Genomic DNA, 19,740 nt, shown 5'->3' on the forward strand with positions numbered 1-19,740 from the left:
CATGCCCACCGCGCCCAAGCCCACCACCGGCGCCACCACCGGCGCCACCACCGGCGCCACCACGGCGCCCCCACGGAACTCGGGTGCGATGGCGTCCGTGGCCCGCGCCGTCCTGGGGAAGCTCGCGGGGCTGGCGCTGACTCTCTTCCTGGCGTCCTTGCTGGTCTTCTTTTCCCGCTTCTTGGTGCCGGGAGACCCGCTGGCCTTTCTGCTGCGGGGCCGCAAGCCCAGCCCGGAAGCGGTGGCGCTGGTGACGGAGCAGTACGGGCTGAATCTGCCGCCGTGGCAGCAGTACCTGCACTGGATGGGAGGCATGCTGACCGGAGACTTTGGCCGTTCCATGCAGTACCGCCAGGACGTCTCCGAGGTGCTGCTTGACCGGCTCCCCGTGACGCTTGGCCTGGTCATCATGGCCGGGCTGCTCATCACCGTGTTTGGCCTGGCTGCAGGCATCCTGGCCGCGCTCAAGCGCGGCACCTGGGTGGACCGGACCGTGGTGGTCACTCTCACCGCCTTCGGTGCCATTCCCTCCTTCGTGGCGGCCATCGCCTTCATCGCGCTCTTTGCCGTGCAGCTGGGATGGTTCCCGTCCTTTGGTTCCGGCGAGGGATTCGCGGACACCTTGCGCCATCTGGTGCTGCCCTCCGCAGCCCTGGCACTGGTGTACGTGGTGCTCATCGGCAAGGTCACGCGCTCCTCCATGGTGGAACAACTGGACCGTGAACACGTGGAGGTCGCCACCTCACGCGGGCTGAAGCGCGCCAGCGTGGTGCGCCGGCACGTCTTCCGCAACGCCCTGGGACCCATCCTCACCGTCTCGGGGATGCTCGTGGCGGGGCTGCTGGTCTCCAGCTCCATCGTCGAGTCCGCCTTTGGCCTTTCCGGGGTGGGGTCCTTGCTGGTGCAGTCAGTGGATCGCCTGGACTTCCCGGTGGTTCAGGCCCTGGTGCTGCTGGTGGTGACGGTCTTTGTGGTCCTGAACGCAATCGTGGACCTGATCCAACCCCTGATTGACCCCCGTCTAGCTGCAGGAGCAGGTGCCCGATGACGCTCGCCAAGCCCGCCTCCAAGCCCGCCACACCCGCCCCGTCCGTGCAGCCGCGCCTCCGCACCCCGCGCCTGCTGCGAGGCCGCGTGATGGTGGTGATCAGCGGCGTCGTGCTGGTGGTTGCCGTGATTGCCGCGGTGTTTGCGCCATGGCTGGCGCCCTACGATCCCAACGAAATTGACCTGATCGCCAGGTATTCCTCGCCCTCCGCGCAGCACTGGCTCGGCACCGATTCGCTGGGGCGTGACCTGCTCTCGCGGATGATGCACGGCGCGCGTACCGCGCTGCTTGGCCCACTCCTGGTGGTGTGTGGATCCACCGTGCTTGGCCTGGCGCTTGGGCTGATCGCCGCCTGGCGTGGAGGCTGGGTGGACTCGGTCCTGGCCCGGCTCATGGACCTGCTCTTCGCCTTCCCCGCTCTGCTGCTGGCAATCCTCGCGGTGGCGCTCTTTGGCAAGGGGCTGGTGGCGCCCATCATCGCCATGTCCATCGCCTACGCGCCCATCGTGGCGCGGCTGACCAGGCAACTGGTGCTGGCGGAGAAGCAACGCTCGTACGTGTCCGCGTACCGCGTGCAGGGCTTTGGAGGCGGGTGGATCGCGACCAGGCGCGTGCTGCCCAACGTGATGCCCGTGGTGGGTGCTCAATCCACCCTGAACTTTGGCTACGTGCTGGCGGAGCTGGCCGGCCTGTCCTTCCTTGGGCTCGGCGTGCAGGCGCCCCAGGCCGATTGGGGCGCCATGCTCAACGAGGCCCAAGTGGGCCTACTCAGCGCGCATTACTTGCCGGCACTGGTCCCCGCGGTTGCGGTGGTGCTGGTCGTCGTGGCGGTCAACATCCTTGGCGAGGACTTCGCCGAGCGCATCGGAGGAGGGCGGGGCGCATGAGCCTGCTGAGCATCAAGGACCTGACCCTAGATCTTCCGACGGGCACACGGCTGCTGGACGGCGTCAGCCTCACCGTGGAGCCCGGCCGCACCGTGGGCCTGGTGGGAGAGTCCGGCTCCGGCAAGTCACTCACCGCCCGCACGCCCCTTGGACTGTTCCCCACCGGCGCCCGCCTGGGCGGGAGTGTTCTGGTGCAGGGTAAGGACGTGCTTGGCATGGACGCGGCCGAGCTGCGCGGGGTTCGACGCCGCGCGGCGGCCATGGTCTTTCAGGATCCGCGGGCGGGCATCAACCCCGTACGCACGCTGGGGGATCACCTCACCGAGTCACTGCGCCTGGGCGAGGGCGCCACCCGCGCCGAGGCCAAGGCGAAGGCCCTGGAGATGATGGAGGCCGTGCGCCTACCCCGCCCGGAGAAGCACTTCACGCAATACCCGCACGAACTCTCCGGAGGCCAGCTGCAGCGCGTGATGATCGCCGGGGCGCTCATGGGTGACCCGCAGCTGCTGATCTGCGACGAGCCCACCACCGCCCTGGACGTGACCACGCAGGCAGAGATTGTGCGCCTGCTCTCCACCCTGCGTGACGAGCGTGGCATGGGCATGCTCTTCATCACGCACGACCTGGGGCTGGCCGGCGCGCTCTGCGATGACATGGTGGTCATGAACAAGGGGCGCGTGGAAGAACGCGGGGACATGCGCGCGGTGCTTGCCGCGCCCGCCGCCGCGTACACGCAGCGGCTGGTGGCCGCTACACCGTCGCTGCAGCTCATGGACGTTCCCGACCCGCTGGGCACAGAAACCGGCACGAAATCCGCACCCGCCGTGGCGCTCAGCGTGCGGGGTGTCTCCCGCAGCTACCAGGTGCGCCGGCTGGGCACCGTGCGCGCCGTGGTGGACGCGAGCTTTGAGCTGCCACGCGGATCCGCGTTGGGCGTGGTGGGGGAATCAGGCTCCGGTAAGTCCACGCTGGCCCGCATGATCGTGGGCCTGGAGAAGCCGGATTCTGGCACCATCCGCGTCAGCGGCAAGGAGCTGAGCGGCGCCCCGCGCGGCAGGGAGCAGCGCCTTGAACGTGCGCGCAGCGTGCAGATGGTTTTCCAGGATCCCTACCTCTCCCTTGATCCGCGCATCCCCGTGCTGCAGGCCGTGGAGGACGCGGTGCGGCTGCACGCCGCCGGGCGCACCCCGCGGGTCGCGGCGCGCGACTTGCTGGAGCGCGTGGGGCTCACCCCGGAGCAAATCCAGGCCCGCCCACGCACCCTCTCCGGCGGTCAACGACAACGCGTGGCGCTGGCCAGGGCCATCGCCGTGCAACCGGAACTGCTCGTGATGGACGAGGCAACGAGCGCGCTGGACGTGTCAGTGCAGGCACAGGTGTTGGAGCTGGTCTCCGAGCTGCGTCGGGAGCGCGGGCTGACCGTCCTCTTCATCAGCCACGACCTTGGCGTGGTGCGGCGGGTGTGTGATGACACGCTGGTGTTGTGCCGCGGAGAGATCGTGGAGATGGGGCGCACCGCCGAGCTGCTGGTTCACCCACAGCACCCCTATACCCAGCTGCTGCTGGACTCCGTGCCGCGACCGGATGCGGGGTGGCGGGCCGCCGCCGGGTGATGCCTCTCAATCCACACGAGAGCCCGGTAGGCCATGATGGGAGTGTTCGGGTTGGAGTACACGCCCGGACGCCGCGCCCCTTGCCGGGAGCGGTGCCGGCAAGGCAAGGAGCGTCATGAGCACGGATTTGGGAACCATCGCAGTCTTTGGAGCCACAGGGCAGCAAGGCGGGGCGGTCGTGAACTCGCTGCTGCGGCGCGGCGCAACGGTGCGCGCGCTGGTGCGCAACCCCGAGGCACCCAAGGCTCAGGCGCTCGCCGCGCGCGGCGTCCAGCTGGTGGAGGGGGACGCCGACCGGCCAGAGACGCTGGTGCCCGCGCTGCAGGGCGTGGACGCATTCTGGTTCATGACCACCCCGCCCGGCGGCATGCAGAACGCCGACACCGAGGGTGAGACGCGGCAGGGAATGCTGCTGGCCAGGGCCGCCGTGGAGTCCCGCGTGCCGCACCTGGTCTTCAACTCCGTCGGTGGGGCGGAGCGCAACTCCGGCGTCCCGCACTTTGAGTCCAAGCGCCGCGTTGAGGAGCATCTCGAGGCGCTCGATGGCCGAGTTTCCGTGCTGCGCCCCGTGTACTTCATGGAGAACCTGCGCTGGAGCCTGCCCCAGGTGGAGGGCGGCGAACTCGTGTTCCGGGCACCGCTGGCACCCGGCACCCCCTTGCAGATGATCGCGGTCCAGGACATTGGCGAGATGGACGCAGCCGTGCTGCTGGGGCAAGCGGAAGCGCCCGACGGCGGCCTGGAAATTGCCGGGGACGAGGTCACCGGAGAGCAGATCGCCGCAGCGTTTGGCGACGCCGCCGGGCTCCCCGCTCGCTTTGAGCCCCTGCCGCTCTCCACGCTGGACGGCCAAGACGACATGCAGCGCATGTACCGCTGGTTCGCGGACACCCCGGGCTATCAGGCGGACATCGAGTGGGTGCGGACCATGGACCCGGGGCTGCTCAGCTTCCGGGAGTGGTTGGAGGTCACGGGGTACAAGGGTCCCTGAGGCTGGGCGCGGGCCCGTGCGGAAAGTTTGCGCTCCGATGTGTGCGGATGCAGTCCCGCTTGGGCCTGCATCCGCACACATCGGGGCGCAAACCTTGTTCCGCCGGAGCCACGTGCGCTCCCGAGGCGAGTTATCCACAACTTGAGCCGCCCGCCCAGCGCGACCACGCGTCGTCGGGCCATGATCGGTGCATGAACTCGCCAGATCCGCACGACCAGATCATTGAGCTGCGACACCTGAGCGGCGCCGGGGCCAGGGGGCGCGTGCGCCGCCGGTTCGCGGGCGGCGAGCTGCTGCGGCTGAGGTCGGGGATGTATATCGCAACCAGTACGTGGCTTGCCTGCCCGCCCAGCCAGCGGTTCAAGATCGCCGCCCACGCGCTGGCCCGCAGCCTGCCCGGCACCGTGTTTTGCGGCGAGGCAGCCGCCGTGCTCGATGGTCTCCCGACCCTTGGCATGCCCGCCGCGATGGACATCCTGGCCACTCCGACGGCCAGGGCCGGGCGGGGGAAACGGACCTTTGCCCATGCCGCGTCCGGCCCCGCTTCGCGCGAACTGGAACTAGCGCTCCCGCCCGTGATTCACCGCCGCACTCGGCCCGCGGCGCAGGTGGTGGAGCGCGGCGAGTTGCGGGTGGTGGAGCGGTACGAGGCCCTCGCGGATCACCTCTCCACGGCGCCGATGGGGCGCGCGCTCGCCGTGGCGGACGCGGCCCAGAGGCAGCTAAGCCACTCGCGCGGCGGGCGGATTGAGGCGCATCCGCGCTTTGTGCAGGCGTGCGAACGGCTGCCGTACCCGATCAGGCAACACCGGGCCACGACCATCGCAGCGCTGGCGCTCCCGGGGGCGGAGTCTCCCGCGGAGTCACTCAGCCGGGCCCTGATGATGCAGTTCGGCTTTCCTGCGCCGCAGCTGCAACACGAGTTCTGGGATGAGCGCGGGCTGGTGGGGTTCGCCGATTTCTGTTGGCCGGAGCTGCACCTGATCGGCGAGTTTGATGGCTACGAGAAGTACGTCAATCCCGAGATGAGCCAGGGGGCCAGCGTTGGGGATCGCGTCTGGAAGGAGAAGAATCGCGAGGACCGGCTGCGGGCGTTGGGGTACCGGGTGGTGCGCTGGCGTTGGGCGGACCTGATGGAGCCCGCGAAGTTCAGGAGGATGCTGCTGGGGGCCGGCCTGAGCCCAGGGGAGCCGTTCGGCGGGCTGCGGTTGTAGGGGCGAGGGGTGCCGGCCCAAGGTTTGCGCTCCGATGTGTGCGGATGCAGTCCCGCTTGGGCCTGCATCCGCACACATTGAGGCGCAAACCTTCCGCGCCAGCGCCCACGCCGCCCGCACACCCAGCCCCGGGCCCGCGCACCTACCGCGGGCCACGAACCGACACCGCTCAGAGCAGCCCGTTGGACTCCAGCGAGGAACGCAGCTCGGAATCGGTGGGCTCCACCAAGTGGGAGCCGTCCGGCATCACGACCACGGGGATGTTCTTGCGGCCCGAGATCTGCTCCGCCGTGTCCGCTGCCTCCGGCGTCTCCACCAGATTCACGTACGCATACGGCACGCCGATCTCGTCCAGAACGCGCTTGGAACGGATGCAATCGCCGCACCAGTCGGCGCCGTACATGATCACCTGGGATTCAGTCATTCCTCCACCCTATGCCCGCCCTCCGGTGCCCGCGGGATGCCTGGGCCCCCACCGCCGGACGTCCGCCGCCCGTTCACCCGCCGGGCGCCAGCAGTTGGTACAACCGGTGATCCCGCCACGCGCCGTCGATCTGGAGATAGCCCGGCGCCACCCCCACCTGAGTGAATCCGCACGCGGCGAGCACCCGCTGCGATGCCACGTTATCCAGCAACGTCGCCGCCTGCAGCCGGTGCAGCCCTAGCACGTGGAAGGCGAAACCGGCGGCCTCTCCCAGCGCCTGGCTGGCGTAGCCCCGCCCCGTGGCGTGCCCGGCCAGCCAATAGCCGGGGTGCGCATTCTGGAAGGCCCCGCGCACCACGTCGTTGAGGTACATGGCGCCCACCACCTCCTCGGCGTCATCCAGAATCACGAACGGAGCGCCGGTGCCGGCCTCCCACGCCTCCAGCTTGGCGCGCGCCGCTTGGCGCTGCCCGTCCACGGTGAACCAGGACTCTGGCCGGGTGGGTTCATAGGGGCGCAGCCGCGCCCGATCCTGCGAGAGCTGCGCCGCGAGCGCCTCGGCATCTGACGTGTCCAGCAAACGAATCCGGGTCGGCATCTCCCCATCCTGCCCTGCCGCGCGGCGCCCGGCTACCCGCCCACACGGCGTCGGCCGGGGTGCAGCGCACAGTGCCCGACGACGCCCGCTCACCCGGGCGCGCGGCGTCGGGCGGGTGGGGGCGCGCCGTTACACCGGGCCGGTGCCGCTCACTCCAGGGCCACCGGATCCAGGGCCGCTGAGGCCGGTGTTGCGCAGGGTGATGTTGATGCGGCCGGATGTCAGGCCGCAACCCTCTGGGGCGGTACTCGGGAGGATTTTCTGCACGCCGTGGAAGGCCCGCCTGGCGGGTCCGCCGAACACGAAGAGGTCGCCGGAGGCCAATCGGATGTCCTGATAGGGGCGCCCGCGGGTGTCGGTGTTGCCGAACCTGAAGAGGCAGGAGTCGCCCAGGGAGAGGGAGACCACGGGGTCCGGTGCCAGTTCGTCCGCGTCCTGGTGCATGCCCATGTGGGCGGATGCGTCGTAGAAGTTCGCCAGTGCGGTGTCCGGTGTGTAGTCGCCGCTGACCCAGGGGCTTGGCCCGGCTCCGGGCGCGGCGCCCGGTTCAACGCCGTACGCGGCGGAGATGGCCCGGCGGCCCAGCCGTACCATCCAGTCCGGGACGCCAAGCACCCGGTGCCCATTCACGTCCACGGCCTCGCGGCTGTAGCCGCCCGGCCGCCAATGCCAGCCAAGGCAGACGGTCTTGACGCTCATCTGGTGCTCGCCGTAGCTGGCGGCGCGCGGCGGGACGGGGCCCGCCGCCCACTCGCGGAAGCGCTCCACCAGCCAGCGCTGCTGGGCCAGGTCAAGGAATCCGGGCAGCCACACGGCGCCGGGGGCCAGCTCGCGGCGCTCGCGCGGGATGGCGTCCTCGCTGAAGAGTGCGTCCATGCTTGTCCTCGCTTGGGTGGTTCGTGGTTCGTGGTCCGTGGTTCGTCATGGGGTGCCGGGCTCACCCCCAGTCTGGCCTGTCCCCTCCCCAGGGACCAGACACTGTGGCCACCGTGGTCTGATGCGGCGGCCGTGTGTTGCGGGGAGCATGGTGGGATGAGTATTTCTTGGGATCGGCCTGCGGCGCGTAGCGGGTCACGGCCGGCCGTACCCCACCGGCCTCGGCGCGTTCTCTCCTGGTGTGTGGCGTTGGTTCTTGGCGCGGCGTTGGCCGTGCTTCCGCAGGTGGACGGGATGGGCGGGAGTGCGGTGCCGGTGATGCAGGCGCTGCTGCCGCTCCTGTGCTGTGCCGCGATCCTGGTGGTCTTTGGCTTTGCGGTGTTCCGGCGGTGGGTGGCGGCGCTCATCTTGCTCCTCGCCACCGTGATGGCGGCCGTCCCTGCGGCGGTCCACCCGCCCCGCGGCCAGGTCGCGGCGGCCATCCCGCAGGGGCAGGACCGGCACACCTTTGCGGTCCTGAGCCTGAACGTGGAGCTGGGTCAGGCGGATGTGGAGGCCACGGCTCGGAAGATTCGTGAGAGTAGGCCCGTGGCGGTGGCGATCACGGAGGCCACCGAGGGCTGGGTGGGCAGGTTGATGAAAGAACCGGACATGAAGGAACTGCTCCCGCACCGCACGGGCACGCTGCCACGGTCCGGCTCTACCGGCACCGCGATCATTGCCGCGGTCCCCCTGACCGAGGAAAGCAGCATCTGGCCTGCCGGGGGCAGCCGCTTTGAACAACGCGTCGCCGTGCTCACCCCACCCAAGGGGAAGCCCGTGCGCCTGGCGGCGGTGCACACCTTGCCTCCCACCAGTGGGGGCGCGCAACAGTGGCGCACGGACCTGCGGGAGCTGGGGCAGTGGCAGCGCTCGCACCGGGACCTACCGCTCGTGATGGCGGGGGACTTCAACGCCTCCCAGGCCCACCCCGCCTTCAGGGAAGCGGCGGAGGGGCTGGCGGATTCGGCCTCCGACGCCGGAGTCATCCCCTTGCCCACCTGGCCAAGCGGGGCCACCGTCCCTGCCTTCACGCAGATAGATCACCTGCTCACGGCGCAGTTGGAGACCCGCTCCTGGGCCACGTTCGAGATCGCCGGGACGGACCACCGCGGAGTGGGTGCGGTCCTCGCCGGAGAGTAACCGGACCGAACTGCATCCGGAGCCGCCCGGCCAAACCCCGGCTCAGTCCCCATCCAGTGCGGGCCGCGTGATGTGGTTCTCGTAGGCGTACACCGCCAGCTGCACCCTCGAAGCCAGCCCCAGCTTGCGCAGGATCGCGCTGACTTGGCTCTTCACGGTCGCGAGCGTGACGTATTCACTCTCCGCGATCTCCTGGTTGGACAGCCCCCGCGCGCACAGCAGGAACACGGCGCGCTCGCGCTCGGTCAGCTCCGGCAGCAGCGGCGCTGGGAGCGGAAGGTCTGCGCCGTGCTTCTCCAGCACCCGGCGCAACTCCGGGGCACCCACGGCCGTATCGCCGTCGAGCACCCTGCCCAGCGTCTCCAGTAACAGTGCAGGCGGCGCGTCCTTGGTGAGGAACGCGGCCGCGCCGCGGTGCAGCGCCTCGTACACAGCGCGCTCGTGGCGCAGCGTGGTGAGGACCACGACAGGGGTCAGATCGCCGCCCTCGCGCAGCCGCGCCAGCACCTGAAGCCCGCTCATTCCGGGCATGCGCAGGTCCAACAGCACAGCGTCCGGGCGCAGCTCCGCGATCAGTTCCAGCGCCTCCGTCCCGTTGGACGCCTGCCCCACCACCTCCACATGCGCCTGGGCATTCAGGACCAGGGTCAGGCCCTGGGCAAAGAGAGGCTGGTCGTCCACGACCAGGATCCGCGCGGGTGCCGCGGGTACGCCGCTTGCGTCAGCGGGTGCGTCTGTGGCCGTGATGCCTTGCGCCGCGTGGCCGGGTTGGGTGCTCATCGCAGCACCTCCGCCAGTTCCTTGGCGGCCGGGATCTGGGCCGTGACCAGCCAGCCGTCAGCCGCTTCGACGGCCTCCTCGCCGGAGTGATCCGCAGAGTCTTCCCGCGTCGTCGGGCCCGCACTGAGCCAGCCGCCGGCCACCGCGGCGCGCGTGCGCATGCCCTCGATCCCCATGCCGTTGCCCGGTGCGGGCTCAAGCACCGTCCCGATCGTGGAGGCCAGAGTGAGCGCCAGGCCGGACTCGGAGCCGCGCCAATCCAGGGTGAGCACCGCGTTGGCGCCGCGCCCGCCGTGCTTGAGGGAGTTGGTGAGGGACTCCTGGGCTATCCGGAAGACGGCGAGTTGATTGGCGTCTCCCAGCGGTGTGCGCTCGCCGAATTCGCGCAATTCCACGGGCAGGCCCGCGCTGCGGAAGGTCTCGATCAGAGCCGGGAGGTCGCCCAAACCAGGGGAGGGGAGGTCGGTGTCCTCGCCGTCCAGGCGCTCAATCAGCGCACGGACGTCCCGGAGCGAGGCCCGGGCCACCTCCACCATGTTGCGCACCGCGGTGTCGCGCTCGTGATTGCCGCTGACAAGGGCGCCCTCGCCCTGGGCAACGATCACGGTGAGGGAGTGGGCCAGGACGTCGTGGACGTCTCCGGCGATGGAGCGGCGCTCGTCCGCCAGGGCTCGGCGTTCCTCGGAGACCTCCAGTTCTTGCTTGGCCGCCGCCAGCTGGGCCCGCGAGGCTCGGTAGCGCATCCAGAGCTGCGCGGAGAAGCCCAGCGCCACGGCGACGGCGGCAATCAAGAGGGAACTGAGGGTGGCGACCACGAAGCTGTAGATGCTGAAGGTGTCTCCTTCAGGCCCGGGTGTGGTGAGGCGGAGCAGGTCCGCCAAGTTGAAGCGGGTCACGCCGCAGCCCATCCAGAGCGCGAAGACGCCGGCCGCGCTGCCGATCCACCACCACCAGGCGCGCCCGCGGGGCAGCGTGGCTGCGGCAACGGCCAGCGCCAGCAGGGAGGGCCATCCGATTTGTATGGGCTCCACGACCCACCCGATGGGCCAGGAGGTGATCAGGGCGATCAGCAGTGCTGCGGCCACGATGCACAACCCAGCGCGGGGCCGGCGAAAGACGACGAGGGCGCCGACCCCAACAGCCACAATGCTCACGAACTGTCCGGGATTCCCGCTGGTATAGGCGTCACTCATCAGCACATTGAAGACCACCAGGGCGGCGACGGCGGCGAAGAACGCCTGCGGGACTGAGGGGCGCAGGGAGCGCCAGCCCTGCCTGGCGTCGAAGCGGCGTTGAGCGGCATGGATCGCGTACCCGAGGGCCAAGCACAGGCCAAACAGGAGCATGAAGTGAGCGGCCACGTACGGGCCGTTCGTGAGCCAGCTGTCCTGGCCGGAGCCGGGGTCAAAGGTCTCGAGCCGGCTGGGCCCGGTCTGGTCCACGTCGTCTTCGGGGTACACCCTGGTGGTGAATCCCTCGGGGTTTTCACTCAAGTATTGGGCGTTGAGGAAGTCCTGGGCCCGCCACAGGGTAATAAAGGACAGCAGCATGGCAGTGGCGCTGGCGGCCACGAGGCTCACCACTCGGCTGAGCGCGGTGGCGTGGCGTGAGGCAGTCTGCAGAGTGAACGCAAGCAAGATCATGGCGAGACCAGCGATGTCGCCGCCGCCCTGCATGGGCCATGTCCACTCCAGTGCCTGCGGCGCGAGTGCGGCCACGACCAACACCGCGGAAACCCAAGGCAGGCGCGGTGCCGTGAAGACCGCCAGCGCGGCGGTGCCCATCAGGATGAGGGCGGACCAGCCAGCCTGGGGAGTGCCCCACGGAAGGGCCAGCGGATTCGTGATCAGAAGAATCACGCTCACGCCCACTCCAATGCCGTTGAGAACTCCAACGGGACCGGCGCTGAGCCAGCGGGAGAAGAACCGCGGCGTCCGAATCTTTGTCTTCATGCCTTCAAACTAGACGGCGCGCCGTCGCCAGCGAAGCGCCAAAGTGAGACTTCAGACAAAAGGTTGAACGCGGCGTCGGGCAGGGGTGCTGTGCCCCAGCCGGCGCGTCAGTGCCGCGCGCCGAGCTCCACCAGGAGCACGCCCACGATGATGAGCCCAATTCCGGCCAGCATGGTGCGGGTCAGGCGCTCCTTGAACAGCCAGTGGCTCACCAGCGCGGTGAGGGCGACGCCGGCCGCCGCCCAGATGCCGTAGGCCACGCCCAGCGGCATGCCGTGCCCCAGCGCCAGGGCCAGCGAGGTGAAGGCGAGCAGGTAGCCCAGCCCCACGGGCGCGTACCAGATCGGTTTGGCGCCCTCCATGGAGGCCATGCGCAGGCAGAGGGTCGCGCCGACCTCGCACACAATGGCGGCGCTGAGCAGGAGCCAGATCATGCGACGCCCGCCTCTGCCGCGGGTTCCGTGGCACGTTCCGCCGCGGCCTTGCCGTGCGAGCCGGAGCCCATCTCCACCAGCAGCACGCCGCCGACGATGAGGACAATGCCGATCATCATGACCCAGGTCAGCGGTTCCGCGAAGAGGGCCCAGGAGAGCACCGCGGTCAGCGCCACGCCGCTCGCGCCCCACACGCCGTAGGCCACGCCCAGCTTCATGCCGCCGCGCAGCACGGCGCCCAGCAGCGCAAAGGCGCACGCGTATCCGGCGACGACCAGGAGGTAAAACCAAGGGTCCGACGTCGCTGCCTTGAGTCCCAGCGAACCGGCCACCTCTGTGAGGATGGCGCCGGAGAGCAGCAACCAGTTCTTCATGTGACCCCGTTCCGGCCCGGCGGGCCACACAGAATATTGTCCTGGATCGGGGTGTCTTCGCGCTGTGAGGCGGGTCGCTTGCTGGCAGACTTTAGCTTTCTTTTTCGCTACCAATCAGGCTGAGCAGCCCGGGGAAGCGCGCGTCCAGGTCAGCCCGGCGTAGGGTCACGCCGCTGCGATTTCCCCGATCCACCTGGTGCACCAGGCCCGCTTGGCGCAACACCTTGAAGTGATGGCTCCGGGTGGACTTGGACAGGTCCAACCCAAAGCTGGTGCAGGGGCGTTCGCTGCCGTCGGTGTCGTTGACCAGCTCGTGGATGACGTGCCGCCGGTGCGGATCCGCCAAGGCCGAGAGCACAGGGCCCAGCTCGATGTCCTCCGGCTCCAGCGATTCTGCCACCGCTGGTGCCCCTGCTGGGTTCGCCACGACGCTGCCTCCTTGCGTTACATCACTCGTTTCTGAAGGTTCTACTTGCATCGTACCTGCGAAGGGGGCATTCTGGTTGAGGTTCGCCATACGTCGAACCTCTGAGATTCATCGAACTCGCAACGTGCCCGCCGGAGGAGCCACCCATGCCCAAAGCCCAGCTATCGCTGACCGTGATCCTGCTTGCGCAGTTCGTGATCCCGCTCTCCATCTCCGGCACGGCCGTCGCGCTGCCCAGCATCGCCGCGGAGCTGGGATCCGCCCCGACCCCATTGCAGTGGGTGGTCAACGGCTTCAACGTCTCCTTCGCGATCTGCACCATCCTCTGGGGCGCCGGCTCGGACCGGATCGGCTACAGTCGCACGTTCCGCATCGGCATCGTGATGACCGCCGCAGGCGGCGCGGTCAGCGCCTTGGCTCCCACCGTGGCCATGCTCGACGCGGGCAGGGTGATCGCGGGCATCGGTTCCGCCGCCGTTCTTACGGGCGCTGCCCCGCTCATTTCCCGGCTCTTCGACGGCGCCAAGCGCGCCAAGGCCTTTGCGCTCTTCGGCACCATTAACGGTCTGGGCCTGGCGGCCGGCCCCGCACTGTGCGGCCTGTTGCTCTCCGCGTGGGGGTGGCGCGGCATCTTTGCGGCGCACACCGCGGTGCTGCTGATCGCGCTGCTGGGATCCGTGTGGCTGCCTCGTTTTGGGCGCGGCACCACTTCCCGGGGCCAGCTCTTTGATTTCTCTGCCATGAGGGCGCCAAGATTCCTGGCCATGGCGTTGGTTCCCGTGGCTGGAGCCGTCGGATTTGTCACGTTCCTGACCTATCTGCCCAGTGCCCTGCAGGCGATCCACGGCCTTGCTTCCGGGGTGGTCGGGGCGCTCATGCTGATCATGACCGTTCCAGTTCTGCTTGCCCCGAGCGTGGTGCACCGCGTGATGCGTTCCGGCCGGGTCACCCCCGTGCCCGTGGTGCTGGCGTCCTTTGCCTGCCTCCTGGGTGGCGGGGTGGGCGTGTTGCTCTTGCTGCGCCCAGATCTTCCCGTGGTGCTCGGTGTGCTCCCCATGATCCTGCTGGGACTCGGCTTTGGCCTACCGCTGGGCTTTGTGGACGCCGAGGCCTTGGCCGCGGTGCCGAAGGACCGCGCCGGGGCCGCCTCCGGAGTCCTTAACCTGTTCCGCATCGGATCAGAGGCGGTCTTTGTGGCCGCCTACGCCGCGGTCCTCTCAGCCGTGATTACTCATGCCTTACCGGGCTCTGCCGGCGCGTTGACCGCGTCCGGGGCCACCGGCCACCCCTGGGTCTATCGCGACGGTCTGGTGACCGCAGGGCTGGCCATGATGGCACTGGTTTTTCTTCTGGGCGCCGTCTTTGTGGTGCTCTCCAGGGCAGCTTCCCGCCAGTCCAGGAACTCCGTCAACGTCTCCGCTGAGACGCAGCCGCTGACCGCCAAAAGATAGTTCCACCCCTTCCTCGCGATGCGTGGGGCGCCGTGGGTACCCTGACCGCATGGGATTCGACTTGTACTTCATGCGGGTGAACGGCCAAGAGACCTACGACGCGGACCGGGCAGGGCTGGCCGCCTTCCTGGACAGGCACCGTTTGCACCAGGTGCCGGACCTCAGCACCGCCGTTATGGTGGATCAATCCGGGGCGCCCCTGTCCTTCGAGGGGTATCAGAGCGAGCTCTATCTGAACCTCTTGGACCAGAGCGAGCCGGTCACCGGGAACATCAACCACGCGACGCTCTCCGATGAGGAGACCGTGTTCATCTATGACCTGTGCGTCGCGGGCGGCTTCGTGATCGTCAATCCCCAAGGCGAGCCGGACAATCTGGTCCCAGGCGGAGTTTTCGACTCCAGCTTCGTTTCCCCCTACGGGTCCACCGCTTGGGTGAACAGCGCCGCGGAACTCCAAGAGGCGCTCTCTGGTAACTTCGAGCGCTTCCTGGAGTATCGACGCCAGATCATTTCACCCACACCAGACGAGGAGTAGGGGCCCACGCCGGCAGGAGCCGGGACGTTAGTCTCTGGTGCGGGCGCTGCGCTTGGCCAGCAGGGACAAGCCGATCAGCACCAGCGCGCCGCCGCCCACCACCCACGGCCAGGTCTCGGAACCAGTAGCAGCCAGCCCGTCACGCTGAGCACCGGCGGCCACAGAACCCGCCTGGGAGGCCTCGGCATCCGGCGCCCCGCCCTCCTGACTGGCTTCTTTCGCATCGGTGCCCCGCCCAGCATCGTTGCCCCGCCCCGCTTCGTCGTCTCCTCCCGACGTGCCGGATGTCCCGGTCTCGCTCGGGTCCGTAGTGGTGGGATCCGGGGTGGGCTTGGTGGGCTTCACCGGCTTGGTGGGGCAGGTGGTGCTCAGCGTTCCCGTGCGCAGCGAGTGGCCGTCGGTGTTGTTGTCATCGGCGTAGTACGTGGGCACGGCGCCGTTCTTGCAGGCGGAGAGCGGCGCAATCGCGAAGCCTTCGTTGCCGAAGTTGGCGGTCTTGGCGGGGCGCTCGTACAGCGCCGTGCGGGCAAAGGTCCCGGCAGCGGCGGGCGCAGCTGCCGCCTTGGCCTTGGGAGCCGCCTCGGCACCCAAGCCGAACGTCGCGATCCGACCGTTGCACGCGTCGTCGCACACTGCCCAGAGCCGGTTCCTGTCAGCGTCAAACTGCACGTCCGCGACCACCTCCAGGCCCGTCTTGATGGTGGCCACGCGCTGGAAGGCGCCGGAGTCCATGAGCGCGTACAGGTACACCGAGCCGGTGCCCTCCACGCCCACGGCGAAGAGGCCGTCGCCGTGGCCGGGGTAGTTGGCGGGGGAGTACGTGGCGCCGCGCGCCTCGTCGCGGAAGCCGCGCTTGGTCAGCCAGGAGTCCGGGATCCAGGTGATGCCCTCCAGCCCGGCGTTGGCGCCCAGGCCGGGGAAGTCCTTGGCCAGGTTCCACTCGGCGGCCGCGTTCAGTACCGGGGTGTCCCCGGCAGCTGTGCCCGACGCCGGCGTGCCCGGCTTCTCCGCGCCGGTCGCGCCGGCGGGCAGCGAGTACCGCAGCACCGCTGGGCGGGAGACGCCCTTGTTGTCGTTGTCGCGCTCCGTGGAGACGTAGATGCCGGCCGCGGATCCGCCGGAGGTGGTGGTGACGCCCTCGGCGTCCACGGTTCCCGTTCCGTCCGGGTAGCGCAGCTCAAAGCCGAGCGAGCGCGCCCAGGAGGCGCCGGCGTCGGGCGAATCCATGCGGTACAGCTCGCCGTCGCCGTTCTGGACCGCCCAGAGAGCACCGGGGCCGGAACCCTTGGCTGGCTCGATGTCCAGGCCGCTCCAGTCCCCGCGCTTCTCATCCGCGGCATCCAAGGTGCGCACCGAGTCGCCGCCGGGCCAGGGGCCGGCCGTGATCCCATCCCCGCCCTCCGTGGCGCACGCGTTGGCCGTGCCGGGCGTGGGGGAGGTGGTCGGCGCAAATTTGCCGGTTCCGTCCGGGCAGCGGCCGTCGCTGGTGGCGGCGTGCGCGGCCCAGGTGTAGGAATCAAGCACCGTCCCGCCGGCGCCAAAGAGCCGAGCGGAATCTGCCTTGCCCAGGCCAAAGCCCAGCTGGGACTCATCCACGCGCAGGAAGCCGCCCGCTGCCACCTCGGTGCCCTTGGGCAGGGTGTAGGCGTGGGAATCGTCGTTGTCCTTCAGGACCAGGCCGCCCGCGTCCACGGTGCCTGAGCCGGTGTTGAACAGCTCAATCCAGTCGCCAGGATTGCCGCCGTCAGATTCCACCTCGTTGATGACCAGGGGCGAGCTGCAGTCGTTTGTGGTGCCGCGCGTGGTGCGGGTGGTGGTGCCGAACTCACCCGTCAGGTCTGGGCAGCGCCCGTAGCTGGTGCTCGCGTGGGACTCCCAGGAGTACTCCACGAGAGGCTTGATGTCCGCCGCCGCCGGGTCGGTGCCCGGGGCGTAGAGCCGCACGGCGTCCTGGCCGCCCAGACCAAAGGGGAAGCCCGGGCGCTGGGCCTGCACGCCGTCGATCCCCAGCAGCCCGCCGGGGGCAATCACGCTTCCCGCGGGCAGTGTGTAAGAGTGCCCGCTCTTGGCCGGCTCCGAGTCCGTCAAGACGTAGCCGGTCAGATCAAGCGGCGCAGTGCCGGGGTTGCCCAGCTCCACCCAGTCCACGTCGTCGCCGTTGGACTCCACCTCGTTGATGACCGGGGCGGGCAGTGCGGGCGCGTCCGCCGCGACGGCGGGCAGGCTCCCCAGGCCAACGGTGGAACCGAGCAAGAGCGCGACGACGGTGAGTACCGGCGCGGCGCGGCGAGCCACGGTGCGGGGTGCTGGTGCGAAGGATGCCTGGGGACGGTGGGCAGGGGTGCGATGCGAGGCGGGCATGGGCCCAGCTTGACGTGCACGAGTGAATGCATCCTGGCGGCGGGTAAACGGAAGGTGAAGCGCGGCGGGCGGGTGGTAGGGGGCTTGCCTAACGCACGCGGTGGTGGCTGGATGGGGCCATGGGAGACGAGGTTTGCTGGCTGCACCGGGTGTGCCCGGAGTGCGGAGCCTTCAACGAATTGCCGGGCGCCGCGTGCTGGCGTTGCGGGCGCGTCACCGAGCGTTCACCGGACTCCCCGCCCTTGCCGGGGGAGCGCACAGATGGTTCCCAGGGCGGCTGATTATCTTCGTAAGTACCTCAAGGGTGCGAGTGATGAAGAAGGTCCCGATCGGTTTACCGGTCGGGACCTTCATTCGTTGGTGTCACCACAATCGGGGTTGATGAGCACGTCTGGCCTCACGCTCGCAAGGGCGACAAGTACGTCACCGTGATCATCGACCTCACCCCCACCCGGAACAACACCGGCCCGGCGGGACTGTTGGACATGGTCGAGGATCGTTCGAAGGCGGTCTTCAAACAGTGGCTCGCCGGGGACAGTCTGGACCGATGCCGTCAGCGCGTCCAACACGACACCCTTGGGCACCGCGGCCGATCTGGCGACCCGCTTTACGGCATCCGCCGCACCCACAGCGTGTAGGGAACTTCTCGCCCTCATACATCTAGTCAGCCCAGTTCGAGGAACCCGGTCGCGATGCTCTGGGCACCCAGGAGGAGCAGCGCCGCGCTGGAGGCGAGCTGCAGGTTGAGCGTGACGCGTGGGTTGCGCGCGATGGCTGGCGTACGGGTGATCAGGGCTGTGATGAGGCAGAGCCAGAGCAGGACCATGCCGGAGTGGATGGCCGCGACCGTCGCGTAGGAGCCAAGCTGGGGCGCGGTGGGAGAAAGAAGCGGCGGCACAACAATCAGATAAATGGCGAGCGCCTTCACGTTTGTCACGACGGCGACGAAAGCCCAACCCATCAGCCGTGTGGGGTGCGGTGCGCTGGGCCTCGGCTCCGTTCTGTTGCGAGCCCTCCAGGTTTTGATGAGGGGAACGGCGCCAAAGCCGAAGAGTAGCGCGCCGCCAAGGAGCTGGAACCATGCGCGGATCAGCTCGTGGGAGGCAACAAAAGCGCCCAGTCCGCTCAGCCCTGCGACCGCAGCGATCAGCGCCAGGCCCATGGCCGTGCCAAGCGTGACTCGCAAGCCGGCGCGGCGATCGCCCGTTGCTGCGGCGTTGACGGTCAGCGCAAAGCTGGCTCCGGGCGTGAGCACGAAGGGCAGAAGGCTCATGAAGGTCGCGAGGATCAGCGCAGTTCCTGCGGGCTCAGGGTGTGAAAGACGGTGCCGATGTGGGTGCCGCGGACAGTGTGGAGCGCAAAACCGGGCAGGGCGTCCGGGTCAGCGATGGGGTCCGTGCGGCTGCCGAGCCGCATCGTGGAAACAATGCCGGGGGCACCCAGCACCGGCACTCCCGCAATCATCGTGGAGAAGGCTGTATGCACGTGCCCGGTGAGGACGGCGATCACCCGCGGGAACTCGCGGACCAGCGCCTCCAGGTCCTGCGGGTTCGTCAGGGCAAAGTGCTCGTCCACGATGTGGTGCCCCACCGGAACCGGCGGGTGGTGCATCATGAGCGCGACCGGGCCCGGCGCCGCGGCCATCTGTGCGCGGGCAGCGTCCAACGTAGCCGCAGTGAGGAGCCCGTCATCGCGCCCATCCGTATGGGTGTCCAGCCCCACCACGGTGAGCCCTTCCAGCTGCAGAGTGGCATGGGAGATGGGCGGCAATCCCGCCGCGGCCAGCGCCTGCGCCATGGGGGCGGCCAGATCGTGATTGCCGGGCACAGCGAGGGTGGGGACGCGAGCAGGCAGGGCGGCGAAGAAGCTCTGATACTCCGCGGCAAGCCCGTGATCCGCGAGGTCGCCACTGGCCAGGAGCGCGTCGACATGCGGCAGGGCCTGGATCTGGCGCAGCACGGCAGTAAAGCGTCGGAGTCGCTCCGGCGAAAGGTCAAGGTGCGGGTCGCTGATCTGCGCGATCGTCAACATGGCCCTACCCTAGCGCCAGCGCCATCCCCAGGCGCTCACCCGTGCGAGCGGCGCAGCGCCTCCAGCTCGGGGTCAAGGAACTTGCCCAGCACGGACGTGTGCTGGTCCGCGTAGCCCAGCCGCTCGTAGAACCCCACCACGGCCGCGTTGGTGGTGCGCACCATCAACTGCACCTTGGGTGCCCCGGCCTGTCGCAGCCAGTCCTCGGCGGCTGCCATGAGCAGCGCGCCGAGTCCCTGACCACGATCTTGTGGCCGCACGGCCACGTAGTAGACCCAGCCGCGGTGCCCGTCCGCACCCACCATGGCGGTCCCGCGCAGCGCCGGAACCGGCTCCGCGGTCCCGGCACCGGCGTCGTCGAGCATGCCGATCACCCCCAGCACCGCGGATGTGCGCCCGGAAACGGCGCGCAGAAAATCTCCCTGCGGATCGTTCCAGGGACGCACCAAACCCGCCTCCGCCCACAGCGCCGCGGCCGCCTCAGCGTGCTCTGCACCCAACTCCACGACCATCTCCATGTGCGCCCCCTCGGTTCCCGCTCCAAAGCGGTCACGGTACCCGT

The 19,740-nt window shown here is 69.1% G+C and carries 20 protein-coding genes and 1 pseudogene; 9 read left to right on the forward strand and 12 right to left on the reverse strand.

Annotated elements, in window-relative coordinates; genetic code table 11:
* The first annotated feature begins 88 nt into the window (after positions 1-88).
* The 5 genes from DWQ67_RS08190 (at position 89) to DWQ67_RS08210 (ending at position 5,753) form a co-directional block, all read left to right on the forward strand.
* Positions 89-1,048: an ABC transporter permease gene (locus DWQ67_RS08190; protein ID WP_121485211.1), complete on the forward strand. Its 960-nt coding sequence runs from the start codon at positions 89-91 to the stop codon at positions 1,046-1,048.
* The gene (locus DWQ67_RS08195; protein WP_121485102.1) at positions 1,045-1,935 is read left to right on the forward strand and encodes an ABC transporter permease; all 891 of its coding nucleotides are present in this window, start codon (positions 1,045-1,047) and stop codon (positions 1,933-1,935) included. Before DWQ67_RS08190 ends, DWQ67_RS08195 begins: the two co-directional genes overlap by 4 nt.
* The gene (locus tag DWQ67_RS08200; protein WP_121485103.1) at positions 1,932-3,548 is read left to right on the forward strand and encodes a dipeptide ABC transporter ATP-binding protein; all 1,617 of its coding nucleotides are present in this window, start codon (positions 1,932-1,934) and stop codon (positions 3,546-3,548) included. The genes DWQ67_RS08195 and DWQ67_RS08200 overlap by 4 nt, the downstream gene beginning before the upstream one ends.
* A 115-nt stretch (positions 3,549-3,663) precedes the next feature.
* Positions 3,664-4,539 carry an NmrA/HSCARG family protein gene (locus DWQ67_RS08205; protein ID WP_121485104.1) on the forward strand — a complete coding sequence of 292 codons (876 nt, stop codon included), beginning with the start codon at positions 3,664-3,666 and terminating at the stop codon, positions 4,537-4,539.
* A gap of 191 nt (positions 4,540-4,730) precedes the next feature.
* On the forward strand, positions 4,731-5,753 hold the full coding sequence (locus DWQ67_RS08210; protein WP_121485105.1) for a PDDEXK family nuclease: 1,023 nt from the start codon (positions 4,731-4,733) through the stop codon (positions 5,751-5,753).
* A gap of 169 nt (positions 5,754-5,922) precedes the next feature.
* Here DWQ67_RS08210 and DWQ67_RS08215 read toward each other — a convergent pair whose 3' ends face one another.
* From DWQ67_RS08215 to DWQ67_RS08225, 3 genes are all read right to left on the reverse strand, one after another.
* A complete protein-coding gene (locus DWQ67_RS08215) occupies positions 5,923-6,177 on the reverse strand; it encodes a glutaredoxin family protein (RefSeq protein ID WP_121485106.1) in 255 nt (84 codons plus the stop codon).
* Positions 6,178-6,250: 73 nt separating this feature from the next.
* Entirely contained in the window at positions 6,251-6,775 is a 525-nt protein-coding gene (locus tag DWQ67_RS08220; protein WP_121485107.1) for a GNAT family N-acetyltransferase, read from the reverse strand.
* A gap of 129 nt (positions 6,776-6,904) precedes the next feature.
* Positions 6,905-7,651: an alpha-ketoglutarate-dependent dioxygenase AlkB family protein gene (locus tag DWQ67_RS08225; protein ID WP_121485108.1), complete on the reverse strand. Its 747-nt coding sequence runs from the start codon at positions 7,649-7,651 to the stop codon at positions 6,905-6,907.
* 243 nt (positions 7,652-7,894) lie between these two features.
* On the opposite strand from DWQ67_RS08225, the gene DWQ67_RS08230 reads away from it, so the two are divergent.
* Positions 7,895-8,833, forward strand: a complete 939-nt coding sequence (locus DWQ67_RS08230; protein ID WP_121485109.1) for an endonuclease/exonuclease/phosphatase family protein — start codon at positions 7,895-7,897, stop codon at positions 8,831-8,833.
* A gap of 42 nt (positions 8,834-8,875) precedes the next feature.
* On the opposite strand, the gene DWQ67_RS08235 is transcribed toward DWQ67_RS08230, so the two are convergent.
* The 5 genes from DWQ67_RS08235 to DWQ67_RS08255 form a co-directional block, all read right to left on the reverse strand.
* The gene (locus DWQ67_RS08235; RefSeq protein ID WP_121485110.1) at positions 8,876-9,613 is read right to left on the reverse strand and encodes a response regulator; all 738 of its coding nucleotides are present in this window, start codon (positions 9,611-9,613) and stop codon (positions 8,876-8,878) included.
* On the reverse strand, positions 9,610-11,565 hold the full coding sequence (locus DWQ67_RS08240) for a sensor histidine kinase (protein WP_121485111.1): 1,956 nt from the start codon (positions 11,563-11,565) through the stop codon (positions 9,610-9,612). The genes DWQ67_RS08235 and DWQ67_RS08240 overlap by 4 nt, the downstream gene beginning before the upstream one ends.
* A gap of 107 nt (positions 11,566-11,672) precedes the next feature.
* The gene (locus DWQ67_RS08245; protein WP_121485112.1) at positions 11,673-11,999 is read right to left on the reverse strand and encodes a DMT family transporter; all 327 of its coding nucleotides are present in this window, start codon (positions 11,997-11,999) and stop codon (positions 11,673-11,675) included.
* Positions 11,996-12,373 carry a DMT family transporter gene (locus tag DWQ67_RS08250; RefSeq protein ID WP_121485113.1) on the reverse strand — a complete coding sequence of 126 codons (378 nt, stop codon included), beginning with the start codon at positions 12,371-12,373 and terminating at the stop codon, positions 11,996-11,998. The genes DWQ67_RS08245 and DWQ67_RS08250 overlap by 4 nt, the downstream gene beginning before the upstream one ends.
* 91 nt (positions 12,374-12,464) lie before the next feature.
* Entirely contained in the window at positions 12,465-12,800 is a 336-nt protein-coding gene (locus tag DWQ67_RS08255) for an ArsR/SmtB family transcription factor (RefSeq protein WP_233555991.1), read from the reverse strand.
* A 146-nt stretch (positions 12,801-12,946) separates the two neighbouring features.
* On the opposite strand from DWQ67_RS08255, the gene DWQ67_RS08260 reads away from it, so the two are divergent.
* Entirely contained in the window at positions 12,947-14,251 is a 1,305-nt protein-coding gene (locus DWQ67_RS08260; protein ID WP_199712653.1) for an MFS transporter, read from the forward strand.
* Between the two features lie 49 nt (positions 14,252-14,300).
* Positions 14,301-14,786, forward strand: a complete 486-nt coding sequence (locus tag DWQ67_RS08265; RefSeq protein ID WP_121485114.1) for a hypothetical protein — start codon at positions 14,301-14,303, stop codon at positions 14,784-14,786.
* A 27-nt stretch (positions 14,787-14,813) separates the two neighbouring features.
* Here DWQ67_RS08265 and DWQ67_RS08270 read toward each other — a convergent pair whose 3' ends face one another.
* On the reverse strand, positions 14,814-17,147 hold the full coding sequence (locus DWQ67_RS08270) for a lamin tail domain-containing protein (protein WP_121485115.1): 2,334 nt from the start codon (positions 17,145-17,147) through the stop codon (positions 14,814-14,816).
* 353 nt (positions 17,148-17,500) lie between these two features.
* Between DWQ67_RS08270 and DWQ67_RS08275 the strand changes: the two are divergent.
* Positions 17,501-17,773, forward strand: a pseudogene (locus DWQ67_RS08275) (transposase); the annotation flags it as partial.
* A gap of 38 nt (positions 17,774-17,811) precedes the next feature.
* Here DWQ67_RS08275 and DWQ67_RS08280 read toward each other — a convergent pair.
* The 3 genes from DWQ67_RS08280 to DWQ67_RS08290 are packed head-to-tail and all read right to left on the reverse strand — an operon-like array spanning position 17,812 to position 19,696.
* Positions 17,812-18,420, reverse strand: a complete 609-nt coding sequence (locus DWQ67_RS08280) for a LysE family translocator (RefSeq protein WP_121485116.1) — start codon at positions 18,418-18,420, stop codon at positions 17,812-17,814.
* 14 nt (positions 18,421-18,434) lie between these two features.
* The gene (locus DWQ67_RS08285; RefSeq protein ID WP_121485117.1) at positions 18,435-19,178 is read right to left on the reverse strand and encodes a metallophosphoesterase; all 744 of its coding nucleotides are present in this window, start codon (positions 19,176-19,178) and stop codon (positions 18,435-18,437) included.
* Between the two features lie 35 nt (positions 19,179-19,213).
* A complete protein-coding gene (locus tag DWQ67_RS08290) occupies positions 19,214-19,696 on the reverse strand; it encodes a GNAT family acetyltransferase (RefSeq protein ID WP_233555992.1) in 483 nt (160 codons plus the stop codon).
* Positions 19,697-19,740: the final 44 nt, after the last annotated feature.

The sequence above is a fragment of the Galactobacter caseinivorans genome, assembly GCF_003640665.1.
Lineage (GTDB): Bacteria > Actinomycetota > Actinomycetes > Actinomycetales > Micrococcaceae > Galactobacter > Galactobacter caseinivorans.

Coding starts and splice junctions, on each gene's coding strand:
- DWQ67_RS08190 (WP_121485211.1), top strand. CDS start 89: ATGGCGTCCGTGGCCCGCGCCGTCCTGGGGAAGCTCGCGGGGCTGGCG.
- DWQ67_RS08195 (WP_121485102.1), top strand. CDS start 1,045: ATGACGCTCGCCAAGCCCGCCTCCAAGCCCGCCACACCCGCCCCGTCC.
- DWQ67_RS08200 (WP_121485103.1), top strand. CDS start 1,932: ATGAGCCTGCTGAGCATCAAGGACCTGACCCTAGATCTTCCGACGGGC.
- DWQ67_RS08205 (WP_121485104.1), top strand. CDS start 3,664: ATGAGCACGGATTTGGGAACCATCGCAGTCTTTGGAGCCACAGGGCAG.
- DWQ67_RS08210 (WP_121485105.1), top strand. CDS start 4,731: ATGAACTCGCCAGATCCGCACGACCAGATCATTGAGCTGCGACACCTG.
- DWQ67_RS08215 (WP_121485106.1), bottom strand. CDS start 6,177: ATGACTGAATCCCAGGTGATCATGTACGGCGCCGACTGGTGCGGCGAT.
- DWQ67_RS08220 (WP_121485107.1), bottom strand. CDS start 6,775: ATGCCGACCCGGATTCGTTTGCTGGACACGTCAGATGCCGAGGCGCTC.
- DWQ67_RS08225 (WP_121485108.1), bottom strand. CDS start 7,651: ATGGACGCACTCTTCAGCGAGGACGCCATCCCGCGCGAGCGCCGCGAG.
- DWQ67_RS08235 (WP_121485110.1), bottom strand. CDS start 9,613: ATGAGCACCCAACCCGGCCACGCGGCGCAAGGCATCACGGCCACAGAC.
- DWQ67_RS08240 (WP_121485111.1), bottom strand. CDS start 11,565: ATGAAGACAAAGATTCGGACGCCGCGGTTCTTCTCCCGCTGGCTCAGC.
- DWQ67_RS08245 (WP_121485112.1), bottom strand. CDS start 11,999: ATGATCTGGCTCCTGCTCAGCGCCGCCATTGTGTGCGAGGTCGGCGCG.
- DWQ67_RS08250 (WP_121485113.1), bottom strand. CDS start 12,373: ATGAAGAACTGGTTGCTGCTCTCCGGCGCCATCCTCACAGAGGTGGCC.
- DWQ67_RS08260 (WP_199712653.1), top strand. CDS start 12,947: ATGCCCAAAGCCCAGCTATCGCTGACCGTGATCCTGCTTGCGCAGTTC.
- DWQ67_RS08265 (WP_121485114.1), top strand. CDS start 14,301: ATGGGATTCGACTTGTACTTCATGCGGGTGAACGGCCAAGAGACCTAC.
- DWQ67_RS08270 (WP_121485115.1), bottom strand. CDS start 17,147: ATGCCCGCCTCGCATCGCACCCCTGCCCACCGTCCCCAGGCATCCTTC.
- DWQ67_RS08280 (WP_121485116.1), bottom strand. CDS start 18,420: ATGAGCCTTCTGCCCTTCGTGCTCACGCCCGGAGCCAGCTTTGCGCTG.
- DWQ67_RS08285 (WP_121485117.1), bottom strand. CDS start 19,178: ATGTTGACGATCGCGCAGATCAGCGACCCGCACCTTGACCTTTCGCCG.
- DWQ67_RS08290 (WP_233555992.1), bottom strand. CDS start 19,696: ATGGAGATGGTCGTGGAGTTGGGTGCAGAGCACGCTGAGGCGGCCGCG.